We start from the raw sequence: 23,980 nt of genomic DNA on the forward strand, positions 1-23,980 counted from the left end.
GCCAGGTACACCCGCTCCGGGTGGCGGACCGGCTGACGCGGCGGGCCGGGCCCGGGTGAGACTGGCTGCGGACCGGGGACCAGCCCGGGTCGGGTGAGGGGAGAGGGACCACGATGAAGGTGTTCTCGGGACGGCTACGGCTGTCGGTGCTCGCGGCGGGGCGCGGCCTTTTCCTGGCCGTGGCCGGCCTGGCGGCGTCCATCACCCTGTTCGTCCTCGCGGTGCTCTCGATCTCCTTCATCCTGCTGGGCATCGGCGTGTTCACCACCCCGGTGGTGCTGGAGATGGTGCGCAAGCACGCCAACCAGCGGCGGCTGTGGGCGGCGACGTGGTCGTACGTGCGGATCCCGGTCCCGTACCGGCCCTTCCCGAAGGATCTGCGGCCGGGCGTGACGGGTCAGGTGGAGCGCACCACGCTGATGCTGAAGGACCCGGCGACCTGGCGGGACCTGCTGTGGCTGTTGCAGGACATGACGGCCGGAACGGTCCTGGCCGCGGTGTCCGCCGGACTGATGCTCTACCCGGTCGAGGGGCTGGTACTGGCGGCGGGCCTGTGGCGGGTGTTCCGGGACGACCCGTACTGGTACGGGTTCGTGCCGGTGGACAGCCAGCTGACGGGGCTGGCCGCCCTGGCGCTGGGGGTCGTGCTCTTCCACCTCGGGATGCGGGCCTCCGAGCCGGTGCTGCGGGCGCACTTCCTGCTCGCCCGTACGCTGCTGGCGCCCGGCCAGGACCAGGAGCTGGAGCAGCGCATCGAGCGGCTCACCGAGACCCGGCACGAGGCCGTGGACACCGCCGCCTCCGAACTGCGCCGCATCGAGCGGGACCTGCACGACGGGGCGCAGGCCCGGCTGGTCGCGATGGGCATGAATCTGGGCACGGTCGAGGCGCTGATCGAGAAGGACCCGGCGCAGGCGAAGAAGATGCTCGCGATGGCCCGGGAGTCGTCGGCGGAGGCGCTGACCGAGCTCCGCGATCTGGTGCGCGGCATCCATCCGCCGGTCCTCGCGGAGCGGGGCCTCGGCGACGCGGTCAAGGCGCTGGCCCTGCGGCTGCCGGTCGCATCCGAGGTGACGGTGGAGCTGCCGGGGCGGGCACAGGCCCCGGTGGAGTCGGCGGCGTACTTCGCGGTCAGCGAGGCCCTGACGAACGCGGTGAAGCACGCGGGGGCGATGCGGGTCTACGTGGACCTGCATCACGCGGAGGGGATGCTCCGGATCTCGGTGACGGACGACGGCAGGGGCGGTGCGGTCCTCGGATCGGGCTCGGGCCTGAGCGGAATCGAACGACGACTGGGTACATTCGACGGCGTCCTGGCCGTCAGCAGTCCCGCAGGCGGTCCCACCATGGTGACCATGGAGATTCCTTGCGAGTTGTCCTAGCCGAAGATCTCTTCCTGTTGCGCGACGGCCTGGTGCGCATGCTGGAGGCGTACGACTTCGAGATCGCCGCGGCTGTGGAGACCGGGCCCGAACTGACGAAGGCCCTCGCCGAGTTGGAGCCGGACGTCGCTGTCGTCGACGTCCGGCTCCCGCCGTCGCACACGGACGAGGGCCTCCAGTGCGCCCTGGCCGCCCGCCGGGCCCGGCCGGGGCTTCCGGTGCTGGTGCTCTCGCAGCACGTGGAGCAGTTGTACGCACGGGAGTTGCTGGCGGACGGCAACGGCGGCATCGGCTATCTGCTGAAGGACCGGGTCTTCGACGCGGACCAGTTCGTCGACGCGGTTCGGCGGGTGGCGGCGGGCGGCACGGCGATGGACCCGCAGGTCATCTCCCAGCTCCTGTCACGCCGTTCGCAGGACAAGCCGATGGGCGGCCTCACCCCGCGCGAGCGGGAGGTGATGGAGCTGGTGGCCCAGGGCCGCTCGAACGCCGCCATCGCCTCGCAACTGGTGATCACGGAGCGGGCGGTGGCCAAGCACACGTCGAACATCTTCGGGAAGCTGGACCTGCCCCCGTCGGACGACGACAACAGGCGGGTGCTGGCGGTGCTGGCGTATCTGGACCACGGCTGACCCGGGACGCACGTCGCCGACCGGTTCCGTGCCGCACCCGGATACGGGCTCAGGGCCGGGCCACGGCAAGACTCACCAGGTAGCTCTCCTCGACCTCGCCGTCCGGGAACAGGGCCGTCAGCAGGGCCCGTTCGCGGTCGAAGTAGTCGCGGACCTCCGCCGGATCGCCGATCAGGAAGTCGGAGAGGGTGGCCATGTTGGCGAGATGGACGTCCCGGGCCGCAGCACCCGGCGCACCTCGGGGACCGAGCGCGCCGGGTCGGTCCAGTGCCACGACTGGGCGTACGTGATCAGGTCCATCGAGCCGGTCCGCAGCGGCAGGCTGTTCCCGTCGCCCCGGACCAGGGAGACGTCCGGCAGCCTCCGGCGGAACTGCTCGGCCATCCCGTCGCCCGGCTCCACCGCGGTGATCCTGGCCCCGCGCTCGTACAGCCGTGCCGTACCGAGCCCGGTGCCCGCGCCGACGTCCGCGACCCGGGCCCCGGCGAGCGGCAGTCCGGCCAGCTCCTCGACGGCGTCGAACAGGGCGGGCGGGTAGGTGGGGCGGTTCGCGTCGTAGGCGGCGGCCACCGCGTCGAAGGACCGGGCCTGCACGGGTTTCGTCATGCGGGCCATCATCGCGCGGGGCCTCGCGGGACGGCACGGAATTCTCCGCACACCTCTGGTCCCCCCGCATACCCGTCAGTACATTGACACCATGTCTAACACTCAGCCAGCGGCGGTCGCGTCGGAGCGGACGCCCCTCAAGGCCCGCAAGGTGTCCTTCGCCTGGGAGGAGACCCCCCTGCACTGGGTGCCGGGGGATCCGTTCACCACGCACACCATCAACGTGCTCCACCTGCTGCTCCCGGCCGGCGAGCGCTGGTTCATCCATGTCTACCGGCAGATCCTCCCGTACATCCATGACGACCAACTGCGCGAGGACGTCATCGGGTTCATCGGGCAGGAGGCCGTGCACTCGCAGGCCCACGACGATGTGCTGCCGCATCTGCGGGAGTTGGGGCTCGACCCGACCCCGTACACCGCGCAGGTCGACTGGTTCTTCGAGAAGCTGCTCGGGGACCGGACCCTGCCGCCGGGTCGGGCGTCGAAGTGGTGGCTGATGGAGCGCGTGGCGACGATCGCGGCGATCGAGCACTACACCGCGTTCCTCGGTGACTGGATCCTCAACGCCGAGGCGCTGGACCGCCGGGGCGCGGATCCGACCATGCTCGATCTGCTGCGCTGGCACGGGGCGGAGGAGGTGGAGCACCGGTCGGTGGCCTTCGACGTCTTCATGCATGTGGACGGCGGCTACCGGCGGCGGCTGCGCACCTGGGCGGCGGCGTTCTCCGCGCTGGTGTTCCTCTGGCAGCGCGGCACCCGTTTCTTCATGGCGAACGACCCCACGCTGCTGGACGGCAAGGCCTCGTTCAAGGCGTTCCACGCGAGCGGGAGGCAGGGCACGCTGCCCACCACGGGGGCGATCCTGCGGTCCGTCCCCAGCTATCTCAGCCGGTCCTACCACCCCTCCCAGGAGGGCAGTACGGCCCAGGCCGTCGACTACCTCGCCCACTCCCCCGCCGCGCTCGCCGCCGAGGCCGCCACGACGGGGAGGTCCTGAACCATGGCCCTGCCCCGGCTGCGTACCGTCGTGCTGGTCTCCGGCGCCGCCCTGCTCACCCGGCGGGCCCTGAAACGCCGGATCGCCCGGTCCCCGCTGTGGCCGCTGCCCGCCCTGCCCGAGCCGGTGTCGGGTCACTCGAAGCGGCGCGCGACGGCGGTCCGCCGGCTGCTGATCACCGGGCGGACCGTGGTCGCCGACGGTGTCGTGTCGCTCCGGCTGGAGGGGAGCGGGCTGCCGCGCTGGGAGCCGGGGGCCCATCTGGACCTGGTGCTGCCGTCCGGTCTGGTGCGGCAGTACTCGCTGTGCGGCGACCCCGAGGACACCGGTGCGTACACGGTGGCGACCCGGCTGGTGGAGGACGGCCGGGGCGGTTCGCGGGAGGTGCACGAACAGCTCCAGGAGGGCCTGGAGATCGAGGTGCGCGGGCCGCGAAACCGTTTCCCGCTGGCCGGGGCCCCGGGTTACGTCTTCGTCGTCGGCGGCATCGGGATCACCCCGGTCCTGCCGATGCTGCGGTCGCTGGCCGCGTCGGGGGCCGAGTGGCGGTTGCTGTACGGGGGCCGGTCGCGGGGGTCGATGCCGTTCCTGGCGGAGGTCGAGAAGCTGGGCGCGGACGGGGACCGGGTCACGGTCGTCGCCCAGGACGAGGCGGGCCACCCGGACGTCGCGGCGGCGCTGGCCGGCCTCGCCCCGGGCACGGCGGTCTACTGCTGCGGCCCCGAACCCCTGATGGACGCCGTCGCCGGCGCGCTCCCCGAGGGGCATCCCCTGCACCTGGAGCGGTTCTCGGCCGCGACGGGGGACGCGGCGGGGTCCGGTTCCGGGCCGTTCGAGGTGGAGCTGCGGCGCAGCGGGCGCACGGTGCCGGTCGCGGCCGGGCAGTCGGTGCTGGCCGCCGTCCGCGCGGAGCTGCCCCATGTCGCGTACTCCTGCGAGCAGGGGTTCTGCGGGACCTGCCAACAGCGGGTCCTGGAGGGCGAGATCGACCACCGGGACGAGCTGCTGACCGACGACGAGCGCGGCGGCTCGATGCTGATCTGCGTCTCGCGCTGCCGGGGCGGGCGTCTCGTCCTGGACCTGTAGGGCCGGTCGTCGGCGTGCCGTCCGCCGCGCGACGCCCGGCCCGCACCCCGGATAGGCTGTGCGCATGACGACCGGGGTACGGCGCAGGATGGGCGTCGACGAGCGCAGACAGCAACTGATCGGCGTGGCGCTGGACTTGTTCAGCCGCCGCTCGCCCGAGGAGGTGTCGATCGACGAGATCGCCGCGGCCGCGGGGATCTCCCGCCCCCTGGTCTACCACTACTTCCCCGGGAAGCAGAGCCTGTACGAGGCGGCGCTGCGGCGGGCCGCGGACGAGCTGGCGACCCGCTTCCTGGAGCCGCTCGAAGGACCCCTGGGCGCGCGGCTGTTGCGGGTGATGGGGCGGTTCTTCGACTTCGTCGACGAGCACGGCCCCGGCTTCTCGGCGCTGATGCGCGGCGGGCCCGCGGTCGGTTCCTCGACGGCGAACGCCATGATCGACGGGGTGCGGCAGGCCGCGTACGAGCAGATCATCACGCACCTCGGGGTGGCCGAACCGCCCGCCCGGCTGGAGCTGGTGGTCCGCTCCTGGGTCTCGCTCGCCGAGTCGACGGCGCTGATCTGGCTGGACGGGCGGCGCATCCCGCGCGCCGAGCTGGAGACGCAGTTGGTGCACGACTTCGCGGCGCTGGCCGCCGTCAGCGCCGCGTACGACCAGGAGATGGCGGGCATCGTGCTGCGGGTCCTGTCGCAGGAGCCGGCGGACGGCCCGTTCGGGGAACTGCTGGCGCGGCTCTCCGCGTTCGCCCCGGACGCGCCCGCCGTCCCGGCGCAGCGTCTGCCGCACCGAGCCTCTGATACCGCCTAAGGGCTGTCCCGTCATCCCTGGTGGATCAGCGCGCGGCGTCAGATGCGGTGCATCGCAAGGCGGAGGGACGTCCGCATACTGGATGTATTCGGGCGTTCCGACAACGCGGCGAGGTGCCGTAGCTGTCGTCGTGCGCCCACCAGGGATGACGGGACAGCCCTTAGGCCGGCAGTCCGTTGCGGTGGGAGACGCGGCGGGCGGCGGACAGCAGGGCGTGGATCTGCGGGCCCGCCTGGTCGATCTCGGTGACCGGGCGGGGGAACGGCAGCCGCACGTCCTCGTGGGCGCCCGGGTATTCGAGGCGCAGGGTCACCCCGTAGCGGTCCATCGCCAGCGGCACGGCCCGCGTCATGCCGCGTTCCGGGCGGGGGTGGACGAGGCGCAGGAGCAGCGGGACGAGTTCGGCGTGGTCGTCCACCAGATGGGTGAGCATGCCCGCCTCGCAGGCGGCGATCGGGTCGGTCTCCACCTCCTCCAGCTCCTCCAGGGTGACGAAGGTGCGCCCCTCGGCGTCCTCCAGGACGGCCTGCCCGAACTCCATGCAGGTGCTCTGCTCGGTGCCGGTGCTGTACGGGGCGGCCAGCAGCCCGGTGACCGTGACGCGGGCACGCAGCCGGTCGCGTACGGGAGTGGGGGCGACGTCCGTGAACTCCAGGCGGGCCGGTACGCGTTCGGCGCTCGGCGCGTGGCTGCCGTCGTCCGGGGCGTGCAGGTGGATGTGCCCCATCGCGCCCGTGCCGTCGAGGCGGCGGACTTCGGTGTGCAGTCCGTCGCTGACCACCGTCATGGAGTGGGCGACGGTCAGGATCGACCGGACGCGCTCGGCGCGGGTCGGCTGCGTGGCGCGGGGACGGGAAAGACGCATCCGAGTCCTCCAGGAAGGGTCAGCGGAACCCAAGCGGCTACTTAGGTATGCCTAACCTTACCCACACGCCCCGGTGTGCGGATAGTCCGGGGACGCGGCGGGCGGCTCGTGAGCCACCGCGCCCCGGACCGGCGGCGACTTGTGGGGTGGGCGTCAGAGCTGGAGCTCGGTGCGCAGGGCGGCGGCGAGGCCGACCTCCGCGTTGTCCGACTGGCCTCGCTCGAAGGCGCGCTGGTAGGCCTCGTCGCCGATGGCCGCCCGCGCCTGGAGCTCGCAGGCCTCGCGGACCGGTCCCAGCTCGGGCGTGCCGCGCTGGGGGTGGCCGACCATGCGCCAGTACGCGTGCCCGGTGCCGTAGACCCGGGCGGCCTGCGCGCCCGCGCCCTGAGCGGCGATGGCGGCGGCCAGAATGTCCAGGCCCAGCGCGATGCCGAAGCTGTCGCGGAGCCGGTGCTTGCCCGCGAGCATCGACCGGGCGTGTGCGGCGGAGGCCGCCGGGCGCCCCTGGAGCAGGGCGATCAGGGCGAGCTGGTAGTCCGCGTAGGAGCGGGTCCAGTATTCGCCGCCGCGTTCGCAGGCCTGGCGCAGCGTGGTGGTCGCCGCCTCGGACTCGGTGAGCCGGCCGAGCGCGGTGAGCGCGAAGACCGTGACGAGGTGGCAGCGCAGCCGGTGGGCCGAGCCCGCCGGGACGCTCCCGGTCATCCGCAGGACCCGCCCGGCCATCTCCAGGGCCGCCGCGGGTTTCCCGGTCATCAGCTGGGTGAGGCCGCAGAGATAGGCCGCGCCGAGCATGCCCTCGTCGTCCCGGTCGTGCAGGGCGATGGCCGTGCAGAGCGCGCCGTACTTCTCGGCGGTCGCGAAGTCGCCCTGGAGCAGCGCCGCGACGCCGAGGACCCAGTGCAGCCGGGTCCGGTGGGGCCCTTCGACGGGGCCCGCGTCCAGGGCGCGCCGGGCGTAGCTCCGGGCCTCGGCGAGATGGCCGCAGCAGGCCCAGAAGAAGCCGACCCGGCCCGCCATCTCCTGGGCCGCGCCGATGTCGTGGACGAGCAGGTGTTCCAGGGCGGCGCACAGGTCGAGGTGGGTGTCGGACACCTTGTGGTACCAGGACACCTGGTCCGGCCCGGTCCAGCCGTCGTGGGCGCGGCGGGCGAGGCCGAGGAAGCTGGCCGCGTGCCGGTCGGCGGCGGCGCGGGCCTCACCGAGCTCGGTGAGCCACATCCGGCCGTACTCGCGTAGGGTGTCGAGCATCCGGTAGCGGTCGCCGTCGCGCTGGAGGACGGACTGGGCGACGAGGCCCTGGAGCGCCCGGTCCACCTCGACCGCGGTGAGCGGGCCCCCGGCGCAGACCTCGCGGGCGATCTCCTCGTCGAAGTCGGCCCGCAGCGGGGTGAGACGGGCCCACAGGAGGCGCTCCAGCGGGGTGCACAGTTCGTGTGACCAGCCGATGGCGGTGCGCAGGGTGCGGTGGCGGCGGGGCCACACCCTCTCGTCGGCGAGGAGGTCGAGGCGGGACACGCCCGACGCCCCGAAGCCCCCGTCGGGACCGCCGTCACCGAAGCCGGCGGCATCGAAACCGCCGGTCCCGGGGCCACCCGCTGCTGCCGCGCCGAAGCCGGCGCCCCGGGCGTCGAAGCGGGTGCCGATCCGGGTGGCGAGCTGGGCCACGCTGTGCCGGCCGATGCTCGCGGCGGCCAGCTCGATGGCGAGCGGGATGCCTTCGAGGCGGCGGCAGATCTCGGCGGCGGCCGCCTCGTCGCCGGGGGCGTCGAGACCGGCCCGGGGGTCGGTCGCGCGCAGCCGGTCGGAGAAGAGCTGGAGCGCGTCGGGCGCGCCGTCGACCGGGAGCGGCGGCACCTCGACGACGTACTCGCCGTGGGTGCCGAGCGGCTGCCTGCTGGTGACCAGGACGGTCAGGCCCGTCGAGGTGGTCAGGATCTCGGCCAGCAGATGCGAGCAGGGGCCGCGGAGGTGTTCGGCGGAGTCCAGGACCAGCAGGAGACGCTTGTCGCCGAGCCATTCGCAGAGCGCCTCGACGGGCATCCGCAGGGTGTGGTCGGCGAGTCCGACCGCGTCCGAGACGGTGGGGAGCAGCAGCCCGTCGTCGTAGAGCGGGGAGAGGTCGGCCCACCAGGCGCCGTCGGTGTAACGGTCGGCGGCGGCGCGGGCGGCCCGGAGCGCGAGCCGGGTCTTGCCGACGCCGCCGGGGCCGATCAGGGTGGTCATCCGCCGGGTGGTCAACGCGGTGTGCAGCCGGGCCAGTTCGGCCCGCCTCCCGACAAAGCTGCTCGTCTCCTCGGGAAGGTATCCCACCGTGGTCATCATCACCGTCCGGGCGCTGGGGCAGGGGGGCGCCGGCGAGCCGGCCGCCCCGGGTGGGGCTCCTGCCGCGCACACCGGGCCGGCCCCGCCTCCCCGACGGGGAGAGCGGGACCGGCCCGGTGGACAGGGACGGCTGACGCGGCTTCGTTGCCGACGTATTCCGTCACCGTAGTGCCGTCCGAGGTCAGCGCAGAGTGAAGACGGCCGCCGTGCGTCCCGGGACGGTGAAAGTGGCCGATTTCCCGTCGTACCTGGCTCGTTTGACCGTAGGATCCGCGCCCTTGGCCTGGACGGGGTGCAGCGCGTACGTCTTCCCCGCCGGTGCCGCGAGCCGCTGCTCGGCGGTGGTCGGCGCGGCGTTGAGGACGACGACCAGCTTGCCGAGGCGCATGGTGATCACGCCCGGGGTCTCGGCCTCACCGGAGAGCGGGAAGGACAGGCCGGACTGCACCTGGCCCGTGGTGCGCAGGGAGAACTCCTTCTCGGTGCTGCGGATGGTGAGCAGGTCGCGGTAGGCGGCCGAGGCCCCGTCGATCTGTGCGCACTTCGGCGCGATGGTGCCGGTGGCGGCCAGGAGCGGCTTCGCGTACGCCCACTTGTCCTGGTTGTCGGCGGCGGGCGGCAGGCCCCGGCCGAAGCCGTTGCCGTCGCGGCAGTCCCAGTGCAGGGCGTTGAACCAGTCGCCGCTGTCGTAGGAGTTGCGGTCCAGCGACTTGGAGCGCAGCAGGTCGGTGCCCGCCTGGGAGAGCGAGGGCCCCTGGGAGAGGACGGCGGCGGCCATCGCCACCACCTGGGCCCTGGCCCGTTCGGCGGCCGTGGTGGAGGCCGGAAGCTTGAAGGCGAGGGCGTCGAAGAGGGTCTCGTTGTCGTGGGCGTCCGAGTAGGCCAGGGCGTCGCCGGGGGCGGCCGCGTATCCGGCGGGCGCCCCGTTGTAGTCGACGTCGGAGCCCTTGACCGTGCGGCCGGAGCTGTCGGTGAAGGTGTAGTCGGCGAGGTTGCCGGTGAGGCCGACCTTGATCAGGTCCTGGTAGTGCAGCAGCCGGGCCTTCTGCTCGGCGCGGGTGCCGTTGGCCGGGGAGGAGTTGGGGTCGGTGTAGAGGCCGGTGGCGAAGCCCTGGACGCCGGGGTCCTCGTCGAAGGGGCCGCCGCCGCGCACGGCGTCGCGGGCCCGGTCGGAGAAGGTGGCGATGCCGGTGCCGGCCATGTTCTGCTGGGTGGCCTGGACGAAGCGGGCGTCGTCCGCGATCTCGCCGAAGTTCCAGCCCTCCCCGTACAGGACGATCTTCTTTCCGTCGACGCCGTCCTTGGCGGGCGTGAGCCCGTCCAGGGCCTTGCGGACGGCGAGGATGTTGTCCTTGGGGTGGTGGCCCATCAGGTCGAAGCGGAAGCCGTCGACCTTGTACTCCTTCGCCCAGGTGACGACCGAGTCGACGACGAGCTTGCCCATCATGGTGTTCTCGGGCGCGGTGTTGGCGCAGCAGGTGGAGGTGGCGACGGTGCCGTCCGCCAGGAGCCGCTGGTAGTAGCCGGGCACGATGCGGTCGAGGACCGACTTGTCGTCCTGTCCGGAGGCGACGGTGTGGTTGTAGACGACGTCCATGACCGTGCGCAAACCGGCCCGGTTGAGGCCCTGCACCATCTGCCGGAACTCGACCGTGCGCCGCGTGCCGTCCGGGTCGGAGGCGTAGGAGCCTTCGGGGACGGTGTAGTGCAGCGGGTCGTAGCCCCAGTTGAAGCCGTCCTCGGCGGCGGCCTTGCCGACGCAGGCCTGCTGTTCCTCGGAGTCGGGCGCGTACACGGACAGGTCGCAGGCGGGCTTCGCCTGGTCCTTCTTCCTCTCCGGGACGGTCCCGATGTCGAAGACGGGCAGCAGGTGGACGTAGCTGGTGCCGGAGTCGGCGAGCTTCTTGAGGTGCTTCATGCCGGCCGAGCGGGTGTCGGTGAAGGCGAGGTATTCACCGGGGTGCTTCGCCGTGCGGTCCGTGACCGAGAAGTCGCGGACGTGCAGCTCCTGGATCTGGGCGTCCCGCAGCGGGGTGGCGGCGGGCTTCTCCAGGCCGGACCAGCCGCGCGGCGCGAGCTTCGGGTCGGTGAGGTCGACGACGAGGCTGCGGGCGGAGTCGGCGGTCAGGGCGGTGGAGTAGGGGTCGGTGACCTTGTTGGTGACCAGCTTCTGGACGGTGGGCGCCCAGACGGTCACGGCGTACCGGTAGGGCTTGCCCCGCCAGTTCTTCTTCCCGGTGACCGACCAGACGCCGGTGCGGTCGTCGCGTTTCATCGGGTGCCTTCGGCCGCCGAGTTCGAGCGATACGGTCCGGGCGGTCGGGGCCCACACCGAGAGGGTGGGCCTGGACTTGCGGAAGACCGGGCCGAGTTGTGCGCAGGCCGCCTTCTTCCCGTACAGGTCGTCCAGGATGCCCGCGGTCTGTACGCCGGTGGCGGCGAGCAGGGCGCCGTTGGCGGCGCGCTGGGTGGCGATGAGCTGGCCACGCAGGGATTCACGGACCCGGTCCCGGTCGCGGGTGTCGACGGTGAACGCCGGATAGTCCTTCAGGTGCGGGTACTTCGCCTTCTGCGCGTCACTGAGCGCGGCCTGCGTGAGCCGCAGCCACTGCCCCTCGTCGGAGAGTGCCCCGTCGACGACGGAGATGCCGCCCTTCTTCGCGTACACGAGCTGCTGGCTGGTGGCGTCGGTGGCCTTCACCTTCCAGACGACGGTGTCGGCGTCGATCCACTGCGCCTCGGCCTTGCCGAGGTCGGGGGCCGCGCCGCCGCCGGTCTGCGGGAGCAGGTAGCCGGGCTTGCCGCCGAGCAGCCAGACCTCGTGACCATAGGTGGTGAGGTCGAGCGACTGGTCGCTGGGGAGGTCCTTCTCGTCGCCCTTGTGCAGGATGTAGCTGAGGGCGGTGGCGCCGTCGACGAGCGGCACCTCGAAGGTGACCCCGTAGGCGTCCTTCTTCACGGGCGTCAGCGGCTCGGCCCAGTCGGTGGGCTCCTTGGCCCCGGCCCAGGTGTGCAGCCCCCAGCCGTCGTAGTTCCCGTCCGGGCGGTGGTAGTTGAGGACGGCCTTGGTGGTGTCCTGCGGCGGAGCCTCGGGGGCCTCGGCCGTCTGGTCGTCCTTGCCCTGCTCGATCCAGACCTGACCGGTCCGGGCGAGGTCGATGGTCCGCTCCGGGCCGTCGGCCGTGCCGTTCCTCTCGACGGTGTACGGGAGTGAGCTCACGCCCTCCTCCAGGTCGAGCCAGGCGAACGCGCCGTACGCGTCCCGCCCGATGAACTCGGCGCTCTTCCCACCGGACTTCAGCTGCCAGCCCTCGTAGTCGCCGTCCGCGCGCCGGTAGTGGACGACGGCCCGGTCCCGCTCGACGGCCACGGGCTTCCCGGGCGGCGGGGCCTGGCCGGCGGTGGTCGAGGCGAGGGCGCTGGCGGTGCGGCCCGTGCGGTCGACGACAACAGCCTTGTAGCGCAAGGGCGTTCCCGCCCTCACCGAGTCGTCGAGGTACTGGGTGACCTTGTACGGGGCGTGGTCGGCCGAACCAAGGGTCTTCCACTTGCCGTTGCCCACCTGAGCGGCGAAGACGACCCGGTTGAGCTGTCCGCCGTCCACGTCGGCGGCGATCTCCACCGTGCCGGTGGCTCCGGCGCCCGGGGCCTTCAGAACGATCGCGGGCTTGGCGGCCGGGGCGCCCACACGCCTGTCCGCCCGCAGCACGATGCTGGAGAGGGCGGGCACGGTGACGGTGACCGTCTTGTCCGCGCCGCTGCGGACAGTGCCGGAACCGCCGTACAACGTACGGAAGTTCATGCCGGACGACTCGGTGGCGAGCCGCACCTCCTTCGGGCTGGTGCCGTTGTTGGAGGCGACGAGATACTCGTGAGGGCGCTTGGTGTCGATGCGCGAGACGGCGTACACCGAGCCCTCCGCCCCTTCGACGGCCCGCTCGATCTGGGTGCCGTCGCGCAGGGCCGGGTGCTTCTTGGTGAGCTTGGAGAGCGCGGCGATCGAGCGGTAGACCGGGTGCTTCGTGTCGTACGCGTCCGAGGCGTGGGTGCGGTCGGTGCCGAGCTGGTCGTCGTCGAGGTAGTCGGCGGTCTTCGAGGCGAAGAGAGTCTGGCGGGCGTCCTTGTCGCCGCCCGCGCCGGTGAAGCCCTGCTCGTCGCCGTAGTAGATCACCGGGTTGCCGCGGCCGAAGAACATCAGTTCGTTGGCGAGCCTGGCCCGCTTCAGGAGTTCGGCGTCATCGGCCTTCGGGTTGTCCTGTTCGAGGAAGGTGCCGATGCGGCCCATGTCGTGGTTGCCGAGGAAGGTGACCTGCTCGTAGGCGTTGGCCTTGTCGGTGGTGTAGCGGTAGTCGTCGCCGTACACCGAGGCGAGCCGGTCGGCGGGCGCGCCCCGGGAGGCGAACTGCCGGGCGGCGTCCTGGAACGGGAAGTCGAGGGTGGAGTCCAGGCGGCCCCGGGTGACGTAGGGCGAGGTGACCTCGGTGTCGGCGGAGTAGACCTCGCCGAACATGAAGAAGTCGTCCCGGCCGCGCTTCGCGGCGTACGCGTCGAGCGCGGTGGCCCACTGGGTCCAGAAGTCCAGGTCGACGTGTTTGACGGTGTCGATGCGGAAGCCGTCGATGTCGAAGTCGCGGACCCACTTCCGGTAGATCTTCTCCATGCCCCTCACGACCCGGGGGTGCTCGGTCCACAGGTCGTCGAGCCCGGAGAAGTCGCCGTACTCGTTGGACTCGCCGGCCCAGGTCGAGTCGCCCCGGTTGTGGTACATGGTGGGGTCGTTGAGCCAGGACGGAACCTTCTTGCCGGTGCCCGGCGTCTGCACCGGGGTGTACGGGAAGGAGTCCTGGTCGACCTTCTCGACGCCGTCGCGGTCGTCGAAGGGACGGCCGTCCTTGTCGAGGTAGGGGAAGGCGCCCTTCGGCTTGTAGCCGTAGGCCTTCTCCGCGTAGTCGACGGTGTCGGCGGTGTGGTTGGTGATGACGTCGAAGAAGACCTTCATGCCCTTGGCATGGGCCTTGTCGATCAGCCGCTCCAGGTCGGCGTTGCTGCCGAAGTGCGGGTCGACCTGGGTGAAGTCGGTGATCCAGTAACCGTGGTAGCCCGCCGACGCGTTCTCGCCGGTGCCCTGCACGGGCCGGTTCTTGAAGATCGGCGCCAGCCAGATGGCGGTGGTGCCGAGGCCCTTGATGTAGTCGAGCTTCTGGGTGAGGCCCTTGAGGTCGCCGCCCTGGTAGAACCCCTTGTCGGTGGGGTCGTGGCCGTGATCGAGGCGTGAACCGGTCAGCCCGCCCCGGTCGTTGGAGGCGTCGCCGTTGGCGAAGCGGTCGGGCAGCACGAAGTAGAACTGTTCGCGCGTGAGGTCGTGCCGGGCCGCCTCACGGGCGAGCCCGGCGTCCGAGGGCGGGGCGGGCGGGCGGGGCGAGGCGGCGGCGGTGGCCGCCGGGACGAGGGGCAGCAGCGCCGCGCACAGGGCGGCCACCGCCCCTCGTCTCAGGGTGGTTCGGGACACGGAGGGTGCTCCTCGGCTTGATCGGTCGGGGTCGACCGGTGGGGAAGCGGACCGGTGGCGATGCCACCGGCCCGCCGAGGGGGTAGGGATCAGCTCCGCCAGACGTCGGCGGTCAGCGTGACCTTTCCGGAGGCCGGGACGGTGGCGGTGCGGTTGGCGCCGCTCTCCCAGGTGACGTTGCCGTCGGCGTCCTTGCGGACGTACTTGTACGCGAACGTGGTCCCGGCGGGGAGGCTCACGTCCAGCTTCCACACGGGGTACGCCGCCGGGTCGAGCTTCGGCGCGGTCGCCGGGTTCCAGTTGCCGAGGGCTGCCTGGTCGCCGGTGACGTGGATGTTCTGGCCGGGCCGGGTGGTGGCGTTGACGCCGAAGGAGGCGCCGGAGGAGCCGTCACCGGGGCCCGGGTCGGGGTTGGGGCCGCCGCCTCCGCAGGTACGGGCTTCGGCGTGCAGGGCCATGGCGGTACCGGCCGGGACGGTGGCGGTGAACTGGCCGGAGCCGTTGACGCTCACGCCGTTGCCGGACTGCACGTCGCAGTAGTCGCCGGCGGGCAGCGAGGTCTGGAAGGTGCGGGTGAGCGAGGAGCCCTCGTGGTTGATGGCCACGTACGCCGTGTCGCCCCGGCCGAAGGCGATCCGGTCGCCGCCGTCGTCCCACCAGTTCGTGACGGCCTGGCCGCGTGCGGCGTTGCGGAGGCCGACCATGGAGGAGATCTCACGCCAGTCGTGCTGGCACTTCCAGCCGTCGCTGTAGCAGGCGCTGACCCGGCCGCCGTTCGGCGGTCCGGCGTCGTGGTCGCTGAACTCGTAGCCGGAGTGGACGTCCGGGGAACCGTAGGGCCAGGCCAGCATGAACACGTTGGCCAGGGTGTAGGCGGAGCCGTACCTGTAGTTGAGAGTGTCGCCGCCGCGCTCGGTGTCGTGGTTGTCGACGAAGACGGCGGACTTGCCGGACTCCATGAAGCCCCAGCCCTCGCCGAAGTTCTTGAGGTTGGCGAGCTTCTCGTCGAGGAAGACCTGCTTGAGGCTCCGCCCGTAACGGAACTCCTGGACGTCCCCGGTGCCGAGGTACTCGGACGGCGAGACGGCCTCACCCGCTCCGTGGATCGCCTCGTGCTTCCAGTAGACGTTCGGATCGCTCAGCCGGGACTTGATGTCGGCGAGGTCGCCGGCGGGCATGTGCTTGGCGGCGTCGATCCGGAAGCCGTCGACGCCGAGCGAGATCAGGTCGTTGAGGTAGGCGGCGATCCTGCCGCGTACGTGGTCCTCGCCGGTGTCCAGGTCGGCGAGGCCGACAAGTTCGCAGTTCTGGACGTTGGCGCGGTCCTGATAGTTGTTGATCTGCGAGGTGCAGTCGTCGAGGTCCGGCACCGAGTAGACGCCCGGATAGTCGTACTTGGTGTACGAGGAGCCGCCGGTGCCGGTGCCGTTACCCGCCGACATGTGGTTGATGACGGCGTCGGCGACGACCTTGACCCCGGCCGAGTGACACGTGTTCACCATGGCGCCGAAGGCGGCGCGGTCGCCGAGGCGGCCGGCGATCCTGTAGCTGACGGGCTGGTAGGACGTCCACCACTGGCCGCCCTGGATGTGCTCCTGAGGCGGCGAGACCTGGACGTAGCCGTATCCCGCCGGACCGAGGGTGTCCGTGCAGGCCTTGGCTATGGAGTCGAACTTCCACTCGAACATCACAGCGGTGACGTCCTTGTCGCCCGGAGCGGCGGCCTGCGCGGGGGACGCGGCGCCGAATCCGGTGGGGATGACGAGGGCGGCGGCGCCGGCCACGAGGGCGAGCGCGGCAGACAGGGGTCTGCGTGCCATGTCTTTCCTCCTGCGGGTGGGGGAAACGCGGGTGACGGTGCAGCCTCAGCCGGCAACGCGCCGTGCCCTCAAGGCTCCTGAAGGTTCTTGCTGCAAGAATGCAAACCTTGCCGCGGAGCAGACCGTACGAGCCCCCCGGTCACCGGTCAACCCTTTGGACATCTCCCGCTCACATCCAAGAAACAGGCGATTCTCCTGCCGATTTCTTGCTGCAAGGTCTTCCGCAAGATATTGCGGACCTGTTACGTTTCCTTCCGACTCCGGTCCGGTCGGACGCGTCCATCGGGGCCCGGCGCCGCGTTCGCGTCGTCGGAACCCAGCGCCCGGCCGGCCCCGGACCGGTCGCGACAAGAGAGGCACCCGGAGTCGCTACAACTCCCCGCCGGCCCTTCCTGGGCCGACTCCTGGTGCCTCTCCTGTACGTGCCCCCACCGCCTGGCTCAGCCCCCCGTGCGCACCGCCGCCGTCGAGCCCCGGACGACCAGCTCCGGCTGGAAGACGTACTCGGTGCGCTGCACCGGACTCCCGCCGATCTCCTCCAGGAGCGCGCCCACGGCGGCCGCCGCCATCGCCTGCACGGGCTGGCGCACGGTCGTCAGCGGCGGGTCGGTGAACGCGATGAGCTGCGAGTCGTCGAAGCCGACGACCGAGACGTCACGCGGCACATCGAGACCCCTCCCCCGGGCGGCGCGGACCACGCCGAGGGCCATCAGGTCGCTGCCGCAGACGATGCCCGTGCAGCCCGCGTCGAGCAGGGCGCCCGCCGCCACCTGGCCGCCTTCCACGCTGAACAGCGTGGAGCAGACCAGCAGTTCGGCTTCCGTGCGTTCCATGCCGAGCATCGAGACGGCCGCCTCCACGAACCCGTCGCGCTTGCGGCGGGAGGGGACGTAGCGCTGCGGTCCGATGGCCAGGCCGATCCGGCGGTGGCCGAGGTCGGCGAGGTGCCCCAGCGCCATCCGTACGGCGGCATCGTCATCGGGCGAGACGAACGGGGCGCTGATGCGTTCGTTGTAGCCGTTGATCAGGACGAACGGCACGCCGCGCTCGCTGAGCGCGGCGTAGCGCCCCGGGTCGGCGGAGGTGTCGGCGTGCAGCCCGGACAGGAAGACGATGCCGCCGACACCCCGCTCCACGAGCTGCTCGACGAGTTCGTCCTCGGTGGCGCCGCCGGGCAGTTGGGTGCAGAGCACGGGGGTGTAGCCGTGTCCGGCCAGCACCTGCTCGACGGACTGCGCGAACGCCGGGAAGATCGGGTTGGTGAGTTCGGGCGTCACCAGGCCGATCAGTCCGGCGCTGCGCTGCCGCAGCCGTACGGGCCGCTCGTAGCCCAGGACGTCGAGCGCCGCGAGCACCCGCTGACGCGTGGAGTCCGCGACGCCCTGCTTCCCGTTCAGGACCCGGCTGACCGTCGCCTCGCTGACCGCCGCCTGTCCGGCGATGTCCGAGAGGCGGGGCGCGGCGGTGGTCCTGGGCGCGGGCAGTGTCACACCGTCCACCACACCGTGGTGTCGGCGGGCAGCTCGGCCTCGGCGCCGTCCACGGTGACCGGGGAGCTGGCGAGCAGCACCCGGCCGCGGGCGGCGATCCGGGCCGGGGCGCCGGTGGTGTTGACGGTGCAGACGAAGCCGGGGCGGGAGAAGACGAGGACGCCCTCGGGGCCGTCTAGCCACTCGACCTCCGTGCCCGCGCCGAGGCCCGGGTGCTCCCGGCGGGCGGCGATCGCGGCCCGGTACAGCTCCAGGGTGGAGCCCTCCACGCCGGTCTGCGCCTCGACGGACAGCTCGCCCCAGCCGGCGGGCTGCGGGAGCCAGCTGCCGCCGTCGCCGAAGCCGTACGAACCGCCTTCGCGGGTCCACGGGATCGGGACGCGGCAGCCGTCACGGAAGCCGTCCTGGCCCTCGGCGCGGAAGAACGAGGGGTCCTGGCGGGCCTCGTCGGGCAGGTCGGTGACGTCGGGCAGGCCGAGTTCCTCGCCCTGGTAGACGTAGGAGGAGCCGGGCAGGGCGAGCATCAGCAGGGTGGCGGCGCGGGCCCGGCGCAGGCCCAGCGCGCGGTCGCCGGGGGTACGGATCTGGGTGCCGAGGCCCGCCGGGTTGGCGAAGCGGGTGGCGTGCCGGGTGACGTCGTGGTTGGAGAGCACCCAGGTGGTGGGCGCGCCGACCGGGCGCATCGCGTCGAGCGAGGTGTCGATGACCTTGCGCAGCTCCTCGGCGTCCCAGGCGGTGGCCAGGTACTGGAAGTTGAACGCCTGGTGCATCTCGTCGGCGCGCACGTAGTTGGCGGTGCGCTCGACGGTGGGGGTCCACGCCTCGGCGACGGCGATCCTCTCGCCGGGGTACTCGTCGAGGATGGTGCGCCAGCTGCGGTAGATCGCGTGCACGCCGTCCTGGTCGAAGAACGGCATGACGTCGTTGCCGAGCAGCTTGAGCTGGTCGTGGGAGCCGAGGTCGGGCAGGCCCTCCGCCTTGACGAGGCCGTGGGCGACGTCGACCCGGAAGCCGTCGACGCCCATGTCGAGCCAGAAGCGCAGGATGGAGCGGAACTCGTCGGCGACGGCCGGGTGTTCCCAGTTGAAGTCGGGCTGCTCGGGGGCGAAGAGGTGGAGGTACCAGTCGCCCGGGGTGCCGTCCGGGTCGGCCGTACGGGTCCAGGCGGGGCCGCCGAAGATGGACTCCCAGTCGTTGGGCGGGAGTTCGCCGTCGGCGCCCTTTCCGGGGCGGAAGTGGTAGCGCTCGCGCAGGGCGGAGCCGGGGCCCTCGGCCAGGGCGCGCTTGAACCACTCGTGCTGGTCGGAGGAGTGGTTGGGGACCAGGTCGACGATGATGCGCAGGCCCAGGCCGTGCGCCTCGCGGATCAGCGCGTCGGCGTCCAGCAGGCTGCCGAACATCGGGTCGATGGCCCGGTAGTCGGCGACGTCGTACCCGGCGTCGGCCTGCGGGGAGGCGTAGAAGGGGGAGAGCCACACCGCGTCGACACCGAGGTCCCGCAGGTAGGGCAGGCGGGCGGTGACGCCGGCGAGGTCGCCCATGCCGTCGCCGTTGCCGTCGGCGAAGCTCCGCGGATAGACCTGGTAGATCACCGCGTCCTGCCACCAGCCGGTGTGGTGGCCCGGGGCGTCGTCGGACGTGCCGGTGGAGGGGGCAGCGAGGTGCTGGGTCATGTCGTCCCTGGGGTGTCTGGGTGGGGAGCGGCGCCGGTGACCGGGTCGGGGTTTCCGGCGCCGCCGTGACGGGTGCGGTGGTGCGGGTGCTGGTGCCGGCCCTGGAGGGCTGTGGGGCTCAGAGCCTGTCGGGTGACCTTCGGCCGCCCGGTCAGAGGTCACCCGACAGGCTCTCAGCCCTTGACGGCCCCGGCGGACATGCCGGTGACGAGGTGCTTCTGGGCGAAGAGGAACACCAGGGCGGCCGGGATGGCGATGAGGACGGAGGCCGCGGTCATCGGGCCCCACTGGGCTCCGTACTGGTTGACGAACTTCTGGAGTCCGCCGGCCAGCGTGAGGTTCTCGTCGCCGACCAGGAAGGCGGAGGCGTACGCCACTTCGCCCCAGGCGGTGATGAAGGAGTAGAACGCGGTGACCGCGAGGCCCGGCTTGGCCAGCGGCAGGATGAGCCGGAAGAAGGTGCCGAACGGGGTGAGGCCGTCGACCTCGCCCGACTCGTCGATCTCGCGCGGGATGGTGTCGAAGAAGCCCTTCATCATCCAGGCGCAGAACGGCACCGAGATGGTGAGGTAGGTGATGACGAGTCCGGCGGGCTGGTTGAGCAGCCCCAGGCTCGACATGATGTTGTAGATCGGCACGATGAGGACGGCCACCGGGAACATCTGGGTGATCAGCAGCGTCCACATCAGCCCGCGCTTGCCGGGGAAGCGGAAGCGGCTCACCGCGTATCCGGTGGTGGCGGCGACGAAGACGCCGATCACGGTGGAGAGTCCGGAGATGATCACGGAGTTGGCGAACCAGTTGAGGAACTCGGTGTCGCGGATCAGGTTCGTGTAGTTGACGAACGTGGTCTCGCGGAAGAAGTCCGTGGTGGTCGCGTACTTGGCGGGCTTGAGCGAGGTCAGCAGGACCCACAGCACCGGGAAGACCGCGATCACCGAGGCGATGACCAGGGTGAGGTGCAGGGCGACGGAGGCGAGCGGGGAGCGTTCGCCGCGCAGCCGGACCTTGGGCACCGCGTGCCGGGCGGAGGTGTCGGTCACGGTGGTCACCAGTTGTCTCCCTGGGAGCGCAGGACTCGCCGGTAGACCACGGCGAAGAGCATCAGGAGTACGAGGATCAGCACGCCCCATGTGGAGGACTGCGCGTAGTCGCGCGGGCTGATCTCGAAGGAGAACTTGTACGCCTGGGTCACCAGGATCTGGGTGGCCTCGCCGGGTCCGCCGCGGGTCAGCAGGAAGATCACCGGGAACATGTTGAAGGTCCAGATGGTGGAGAGCAGGACCACCGTGGTGGAGACCGGGCGCAGTCCGGGAAGGGTGATGTGGCGGAAGCGCTGCCAGGCGGTCGCGCCGTCCATCTCGGCCGCCTCGTACTGCTCGGAGGGGATGGACTGGAGTCCGCCGAGGAGGGCGACCATCATGAACGGGATGCCGAGCCAGACGTTGACGGCGATGACGGAGAACTTCGCCCAGGTGGGGTCGTTCAGCCAGGGGACGCCGTCGATGCCCGACCCGGTCAGGATCTTGTTGAGCAGCCCGCGGTCCTCGTTGTAGAGGAAGCGCCAGGCGAAGACGGAGACGAAGCCGGGGATGGCCCAGGGCAGGATGAGGGCCATGCGGTAGGCGGAGCGCCCGGCGATGCGGCGGTTGAGGATGTTCGCCAGGGCCATGCCGAGGACGAAGGTGACGCTCACGCAGGAGACGGTCCACACCAGGGTCCAGCCGAGCGTGCCGAGGAACTGCGAGCCGGTCAGCGCGTCGATGTAGTTGTCCGCGCCGACGAACTCGTAGGTGGCGGGGATCTCGTTGACCCCGATGGAGCGTGCGACGTTGCGCTCGTCGGCGTCGGTCATCGAGAGGAAGATGCCGCGGACCAGCGGATAGCCGATGATCACGCCGATCACGACGACGACCGGGGCGACCATGGCCCAGGCGTACCAGTGGACCGACAGGGCCCGCCGGAGACGGCCGGGCGTCGGTGGTGGGGTGCCAGTACCGCGGCTCCGGCCGCGGGCGACGTTCTCGCCCGCGGCCTTCACCACCGACTGGCTGGTGTGGACAGCCATCAGTCGGCCAGCCTTCCTGTTACTTCCAGCCCTCGAGGAGCTTGCGGTAGGAGTCGCCGGTCGACTTGGCGGCCTTCTCCGGCGTGGTCTGGCCGGTGAGGACCTTGGTGTACTCGACGCGCAGCGGCTCGAAGAGGCTGCCGCCCTCGGGGATCCAGGGGCGCTCGACGGCGGTCTCGACGACCGGCTTGAAGAAGCCGACGATCTCGCTGTTCACGGCCTCCTTCTTGGCGTACGCGGAGGTCCGGGTGGGCAGCAGGTTCAGCTCGCCGGCGGCGGTGGCCTGACTGTCCACGGACGTCATGTACTCGACGAAGGCGTAGGAGGCGTCCAGGTTCTTGGAGCCCGCGTAGACGGCGAGGTTGTGGCCGCCCTGCGGGGCGCCCTGGGCGGCGGATCCGGCCGGGACCGTGGCGATGCCCAGGTTGTCCTTGTCGGTGAACTCCTCGCCGGTCAGGGTGTCGGCCACGGCCCAGGGGCCGTTGATCATCATCGCGACGTCGCCGTTCTTGAACGACTGCATCATGTTCTCCCAGCCGTCCGAGGCATCCGTCTTCGCGGTGCCGTCGTCGACCAGGTCCTTGACCGCCTTGAACGCCTTGACGCCCTCGGGCTGGTCCACGGTGACGGACTTGGTGCCGGCGTCGACGAGGTCGCCGCCCTCGCCGTACAGGAAGGAGAGGAAGTAGTACGGGTCGTCGCCGCGCAGGTAGAGGCCGGTCTTGCCGGTCTTGTCCTTGATCTTCTTGGCGGCGGTCTTGAGGTCGTCCAGGTTGGCGGGCGCCTCGACGCCGGCCTCCTTGAGCAGCTTCTTGTTGTAGAACATGCCCATGGAGTCGATGACCTGCGGGACGGCGTAGGTCTTGCCCTCGTACTCGGTGGACGCGACGGCCTGCTTGAGGAAGTCGTCCTGGTTCTTCAGGGCGGCGGTGCCGTCCAGCGGTGCCAGGTAGCCGAGGTTCGCGAAGTCCGGCGTCCAGGCGACCTCGGAGCGGATCACGTCGGGGGCGCCGTCGCCGGCCTGGGCGGCGTTCTTGAACTTGTTCTGGGCGTCGCCGAAGGGCACGTTGACGTACTTGACGTCGACCTTCGGGTGCTCCTTCTCGAAGCCTTCGGCCAGCTTCTTGAAGACCTTGTCCTCGCTGCCGACGCTGGAGGTGTCCCACCAGGTCACCGTGCCGGAGAGCTCGCCCGAGCTCGTGCCGCCGGACTCGTCGTCGCTGCCGCAGGCGGTCGCCGCGAGCGCCAGGGCCGCGACCAGGGCGGTGGCCGTTATGCCACGTCGCATCTGAACTCCTTCAACTGCCGTACCGCTCCGTCGCGGCGCCGGGTCGACGTGAACGTAACAAGGATGAAAGACGACCGAAAGACCTTGCGGAAGATTTCTGCAAGCCCTGGTGATCGTTACATTCGCGTGTCCTCAAGGTTGCCGTCAAGCCCCTTGACGGCCGCCCCCGAACCCTGGCAGAGGCAGGTGGGGCACGCCGTACCCACAGTGCGACGATCCGACCGCAGCCCGCGATCCAGGGCCGCAAGTCCTTGCAAGAGGTTGCCGGAAAGCACCCCGAGGGCCTCCCCCGCACCGCCCCACGCACGGTGGGCAATCCGACACGGGCCCGGTACAGTCCCATCCCATGACCGCACGGCTTGCCGATATCGCAACTCAGGCGGGGGTCAGCGAAGCAACGGTCAGCCGAGTCCTGAACGGCAAGCCCGGAGTCGCGGCGACCACCCGCGAATCCGTCCTCGCGGCGCTCGACGTGCTGGGGTACGAACGCCCGGTGCGACTGCGCAGGCGCAGCGCGGGGCTGGTCGGCCTGATCACCCCGGAGCTGGAGAACCCGATCTTCCCGGCGCTGGCCCAGGTCATCGGCCAGGCGCTGACCCGGCAGGGCTACACCCCGGTGCTGGCGACCCAGACCCCCGGCGGCTCCACCGAGGACGAACTCACCGAAATGCTGGTGGACCGGGGCGTTTCCGGCATCATCTTCGTCTCCGGGCTGCACGCCGACACCTCGGCCGATATGCAGCGCTACGAGCAACTCCGCGGCCAGGGCGTCCCCTTCGTCCTGGTGAACGGCTTCTCCGCCAAGGTGCAGGCCCCCTTCATCTCGCCCGACGACCGGGCGGCGATGCGGCTCGCGGTGACGCACCTGGTGTCCCTGGGACACACCCGTATCGGCCTCGCGGTCGGCCCCAAGCGTTTCGTGCCGGTGCTCCGCAAGATCGAGGGCTTCCACGCGACGATGCGGGAGCAGCTGGGCCTCGTCCCGGACGAGGTGGAGGAGTTGATCCAGCACTCTCTGTACACCTTGGAGGGCGGCCAGGCCGCCGCCTCCGCCCTGATGGAGCGCGGCTGCACGGCGGTCGTGTGCGCGAGCGACATGATGGCGCTCGGGGCGATCCGGGCGGCCCGCCGGCTCTCCAGGGAGGTGCCACGCGATCTGTCGGTCGTGGGCTATGACGATTCGCCGCTCATAGCGTTCACGGACCCGCCGCTGACGACGGTCCGGCAGCCGGTGACGGCGATGGGCCAGGCCGCGGTGCGCACGCTGCTGGAGGAGGTCGGCGGAACCCCGGCCCCCCACAGTGAATTCGTCTTCATGCCTGAGCTGGTGGTTCGCGGCTCGACGGCCTCCGGCCCCGCAGGCGGCTCAGGGTTCCAGCCTCGTCCTTGAGGCGCAGAACGTGCGACAGGAACCCGACCGGAGGATGATCGGGG

The 23,980-nt window shown here is 71.2% G+C and carries 15 protein-coding genes and 1 pseudogene; 6 read left to right on the forward strand and 10 right to left on the reverse strand.

What is annotated here, in order from left to right:
• Positions 1–113 precede the first annotated feature (113 nt).
• On the forward strand, positions 114–1,382 hold the full coding sequence (locus tag ACGF2Y_RS05205) for a sensor histidine kinase (RefSeq protein WP_392943346.1): 1,269 nt from the start codon (positions 114–116) through the stop codon (positions 1,380–1,382).
• Positions 1,367–2,014 carry a LuxR C-terminal-related transcriptional regulator gene (locus tag ACGF2Y_RS05210; RefSeq protein ID WP_392943347.1) on the forward strand — a complete coding sequence of 216 codons (648 nt, stop codon included), beginning with the start codon at positions 1,367–1,369 and terminating at the stop codon, positions 2,012–2,014. The genes ACGF2Y_RS05205 and ACGF2Y_RS05210 overlap by 16 nt, the downstream gene beginning before the upstream one ends.
• A gap of 49 nt (positions 2,015–2,063) precedes the next feature.
• Here the strand turns inward: ACGF2Y_RS05210 and ACGF2Y_RS05215 are convergent.
• Positions 2,064–2,620, reverse strand: a pseudogene (locus ACGF2Y_RS05215) (class I SAM-dependent methyltransferase).
• Between the two features lie 91 nt (positions 2,621–2,711).
• Between ACGF2Y_RS05215 and ACGF2Y_RS05220 the strand changes: the two are divergent.
• From ACGF2Y_RS05220 to ACGF2Y_RS05230, 3 genes are all read left to right on the forward strand, one after another.
• Entirely contained in the window at positions 2,712–3,617 is a 906-nt protein-coding gene (locus ACGF2Y_RS05220; protein WP_392943348.1) for a metal-dependent hydrolase, read from the forward strand.
• Between the two features lie 3 nt (positions 3,618–3,620).
• Complete coding sequence (locus tag ACGF2Y_RS05225) at positions 3,621–4,703, forward strand: PDR/VanB family oxidoreductase (protein ID WP_392943349.1); 1,083 nt, start codon at positions 3,621–3,623, stop codon at positions 4,701–4,703.
• Between the two features lie 64 nt (positions 4,704–4,767).
• The gene (locus tag ACGF2Y_RS05230; protein WP_392943350.1) at positions 4,768–5,511 is read left to right on the forward strand and encodes a TetR/AcrR family transcriptional regulator; all 744 of its coding nucleotides are present in this window, start codon (positions 4,768–4,770) and stop codon (positions 5,509–5,511) included.
• A gap of 160 nt (positions 5,512–5,671) precedes the next feature.
• On the opposite strand, the gene ACGF2Y_RS05235 is transcribed toward ACGF2Y_RS05230, so the two are convergent.
• From ACGF2Y_RS05235 to ACGF2Y_RS05275, 9 genes are all read right to left on the reverse strand, one after another.
• Entirely contained in the window at positions 5,672–6,376 is a 705-nt protein-coding gene (locus ACGF2Y_RS05235; RefSeq protein WP_392943351.1) for a DUF2470 domain-containing protein, read from the reverse strand.
• 153 nt (positions 6,377–6,529) lie between these two features.
• Positions 6,530–8,698: an ATP-binding protein gene (locus ACGF2Y_RS05240; RefSeq protein WP_392943352.1), complete on the reverse strand. Its 2,169-nt coding sequence runs from the start codon at positions 8,696–8,698 to the stop codon at positions 6,530–6,532.
• Between the two features lie 181 nt (positions 8,699–8,879).
• Positions 8,880–14,207, reverse strand: coding sequence for a pullulanase-type alpha-1,6-glucosidase (pulA, locus tag ACGF2Y_RS05245; protein ID WP_392943353.1), 5,328 nt, complete (start codon positions 14,205–14,207; stop codon positions 8,880–8,882).
• Between the two features lie 89 nt (positions 14,208–14,296).
• Entirely contained in the window at positions 14,297–16,027 is a 1,731-nt protein-coding gene (locus tag ACGF2Y_RS05250; protein WP_392943354.1) for a carbohydrate-binding module family 20 domain-containing protein, read from the reverse strand.
• A gap of 440 nt (positions 16,028–16,467) precedes the next feature.
• A complete protein-coding gene (locus ACGF2Y_RS05255; RefSeq protein WP_392943355.1) occupies positions 16,468–17,529 on the reverse strand; it encodes a LacI family DNA-binding transcriptional regulator in 1,062 nt (353 codons plus the stop codon).
• Positions 17,514–19,190 carry a glycoside hydrolase family 13 protein gene (locus ACGF2Y_RS05260; RefSeq protein WP_392943356.1) on the reverse strand — a complete coding sequence of 559 codons (1,677 nt, stop codon included), beginning with the start codon at positions 19,188–19,190 and terminating at the stop codon, positions 17,514–17,516. Before ACGF2Y_RS05260 ends, ACGF2Y_RS05255 begins: the two co-directional genes overlap by 16 nt.
• A 173-nt stretch (positions 19,191–19,363) precedes the next feature.
• On the reverse strand, positions 19,364–20,242 hold the full coding sequence (locus tag ACGF2Y_RS05265; protein WP_392943357.1) for a sugar ABC transporter permease: 879 nt from the start codon (positions 20,240–20,242) through the stop codon (positions 19,364–19,366).
• The gene (locus tag ACGF2Y_RS05270) at positions 20,239–21,258 is read right to left on the reverse strand and encodes a carbohydrate ABC transporter permease (RefSeq protein WP_392943358.1); all 1,020 of its coding nucleotides are present in this window, start codon (positions 21,256–21,258) and stop codon (positions 20,239–20,241) included. The genes ACGF2Y_RS05265 and ACGF2Y_RS05270 overlap by 4 nt, the downstream gene beginning before the upstream one ends.
• 19 nt (positions 21,259–21,277) lie before the next feature.
• Positions 21,278–22,546 carry an extracellular solute-binding protein gene (locus ACGF2Y_RS05275; protein WP_392943359.1) on the reverse strand — a complete coding sequence of 423 codons (1,269 nt, stop codon included), beginning with the start codon at positions 22,544–22,546 and terminating at the stop codon, positions 21,278–21,280.
• Positions 22,547–22,892: 346 nt separating this feature from the next.
• On the opposite strand from ACGF2Y_RS05275, the gene ACGF2Y_RS05280 reads away from it, so the two are divergent.
• On the forward strand, positions 22,893–23,936 hold the full coding sequence (locus tag ACGF2Y_RS05280; RefSeq protein ID WP_392943360.1) for a LacI family DNA-binding transcriptional regulator: 1,044 nt from the start codon (positions 22,893–22,895) through the stop codon (positions 23,934–23,936).
• Positions 23,937–23,980: the final 44 nt, after the last annotated feature.

Source organism: Streptomyces sp. NPDC048142, assembly GCF_043202835.1.
Classification (GTDB): Bacteria; Actinomycetota; Actinomycetes; order Streptomycetales; family Streptomycetaceae; genus Streptomyces.

Coding starts and splice junctions, on each gene's coding strand:
- ACGF2Y_RS05230 (WP_392943350.1), top strand. CDS start 4,768: ATGACGACCGGGGTACGGCGCAGGATGGGCGTCGACGAGCGCAGACAG.
- ACGF2Y_RS05260 (WP_392943356.1), bottom strand. CDS start 19,190: ATGACCCAGCACCTCGCTGCCCCCTCCACCGGCACGTCCGACGACGCC.
- ACGF2Y_RS05205 (WP_392943346.1), top strand. CDS start 114: ATGAAGGTGTTCTCGGGACGGCTACGGCTGTCGGTGCTCGCGGCGGGG.
- ACGF2Y_RS05240 (WP_392943352.1), bottom strand. CDS start 8,698: ATGATGACCACGGTGGGATACCTTCCCGAGGAGACGAGCAGCTTTGTC.
- ACGF2Y_RS05270 (WP_392943358.1), bottom strand. CDS start 21,258: ATGGCTGTCCACACCAGCCAGTCGGTGGTGAAGGCCGCGGGCGAGAAC.
- ACGF2Y_RS05225 (WP_392943349.1), top strand. CDS start 3,621: ATGGCCCTGCCCCGGCTGCGTACCGTCGTGCTGGTCTCCGGCGCCGCC.
- ACGF2Y_RS05250 (WP_392943354.1), bottom strand. CDS start 16,027: ATGGCACGCAGACCCCTGTCTGCCGCGCTCGCCCTCGTGGCCGGCGCC.
- ACGF2Y_RS05275 (WP_392943359.1), bottom strand. CDS start 22,546: ATGCGACGTGGCATAACGGCCACCGCCCTGGTCGCGGCCCTGGCGCTC.
- ACGF2Y_RS05220 (WP_392943348.1), top strand. CDS start 2,712: ATGTCTAACACTCAGCCAGCGGCGGTCGCGTCGGAGCGGACGCCCCTC.
- ACGF2Y_RS05235 (WP_392943351.1), bottom strand. CDS start 6,376: ATGCGTCTTTCCCGTCCCCGCGCCACGCAGCCGACCCGCGCCGAGCGC.
- ACGF2Y_RS05280 (WP_392943360.1), top strand. CDS start 22,893: ATGACCGCACGGCTTGCCGATATCGCAACTCAGGCGGGGGTCAGCGAA.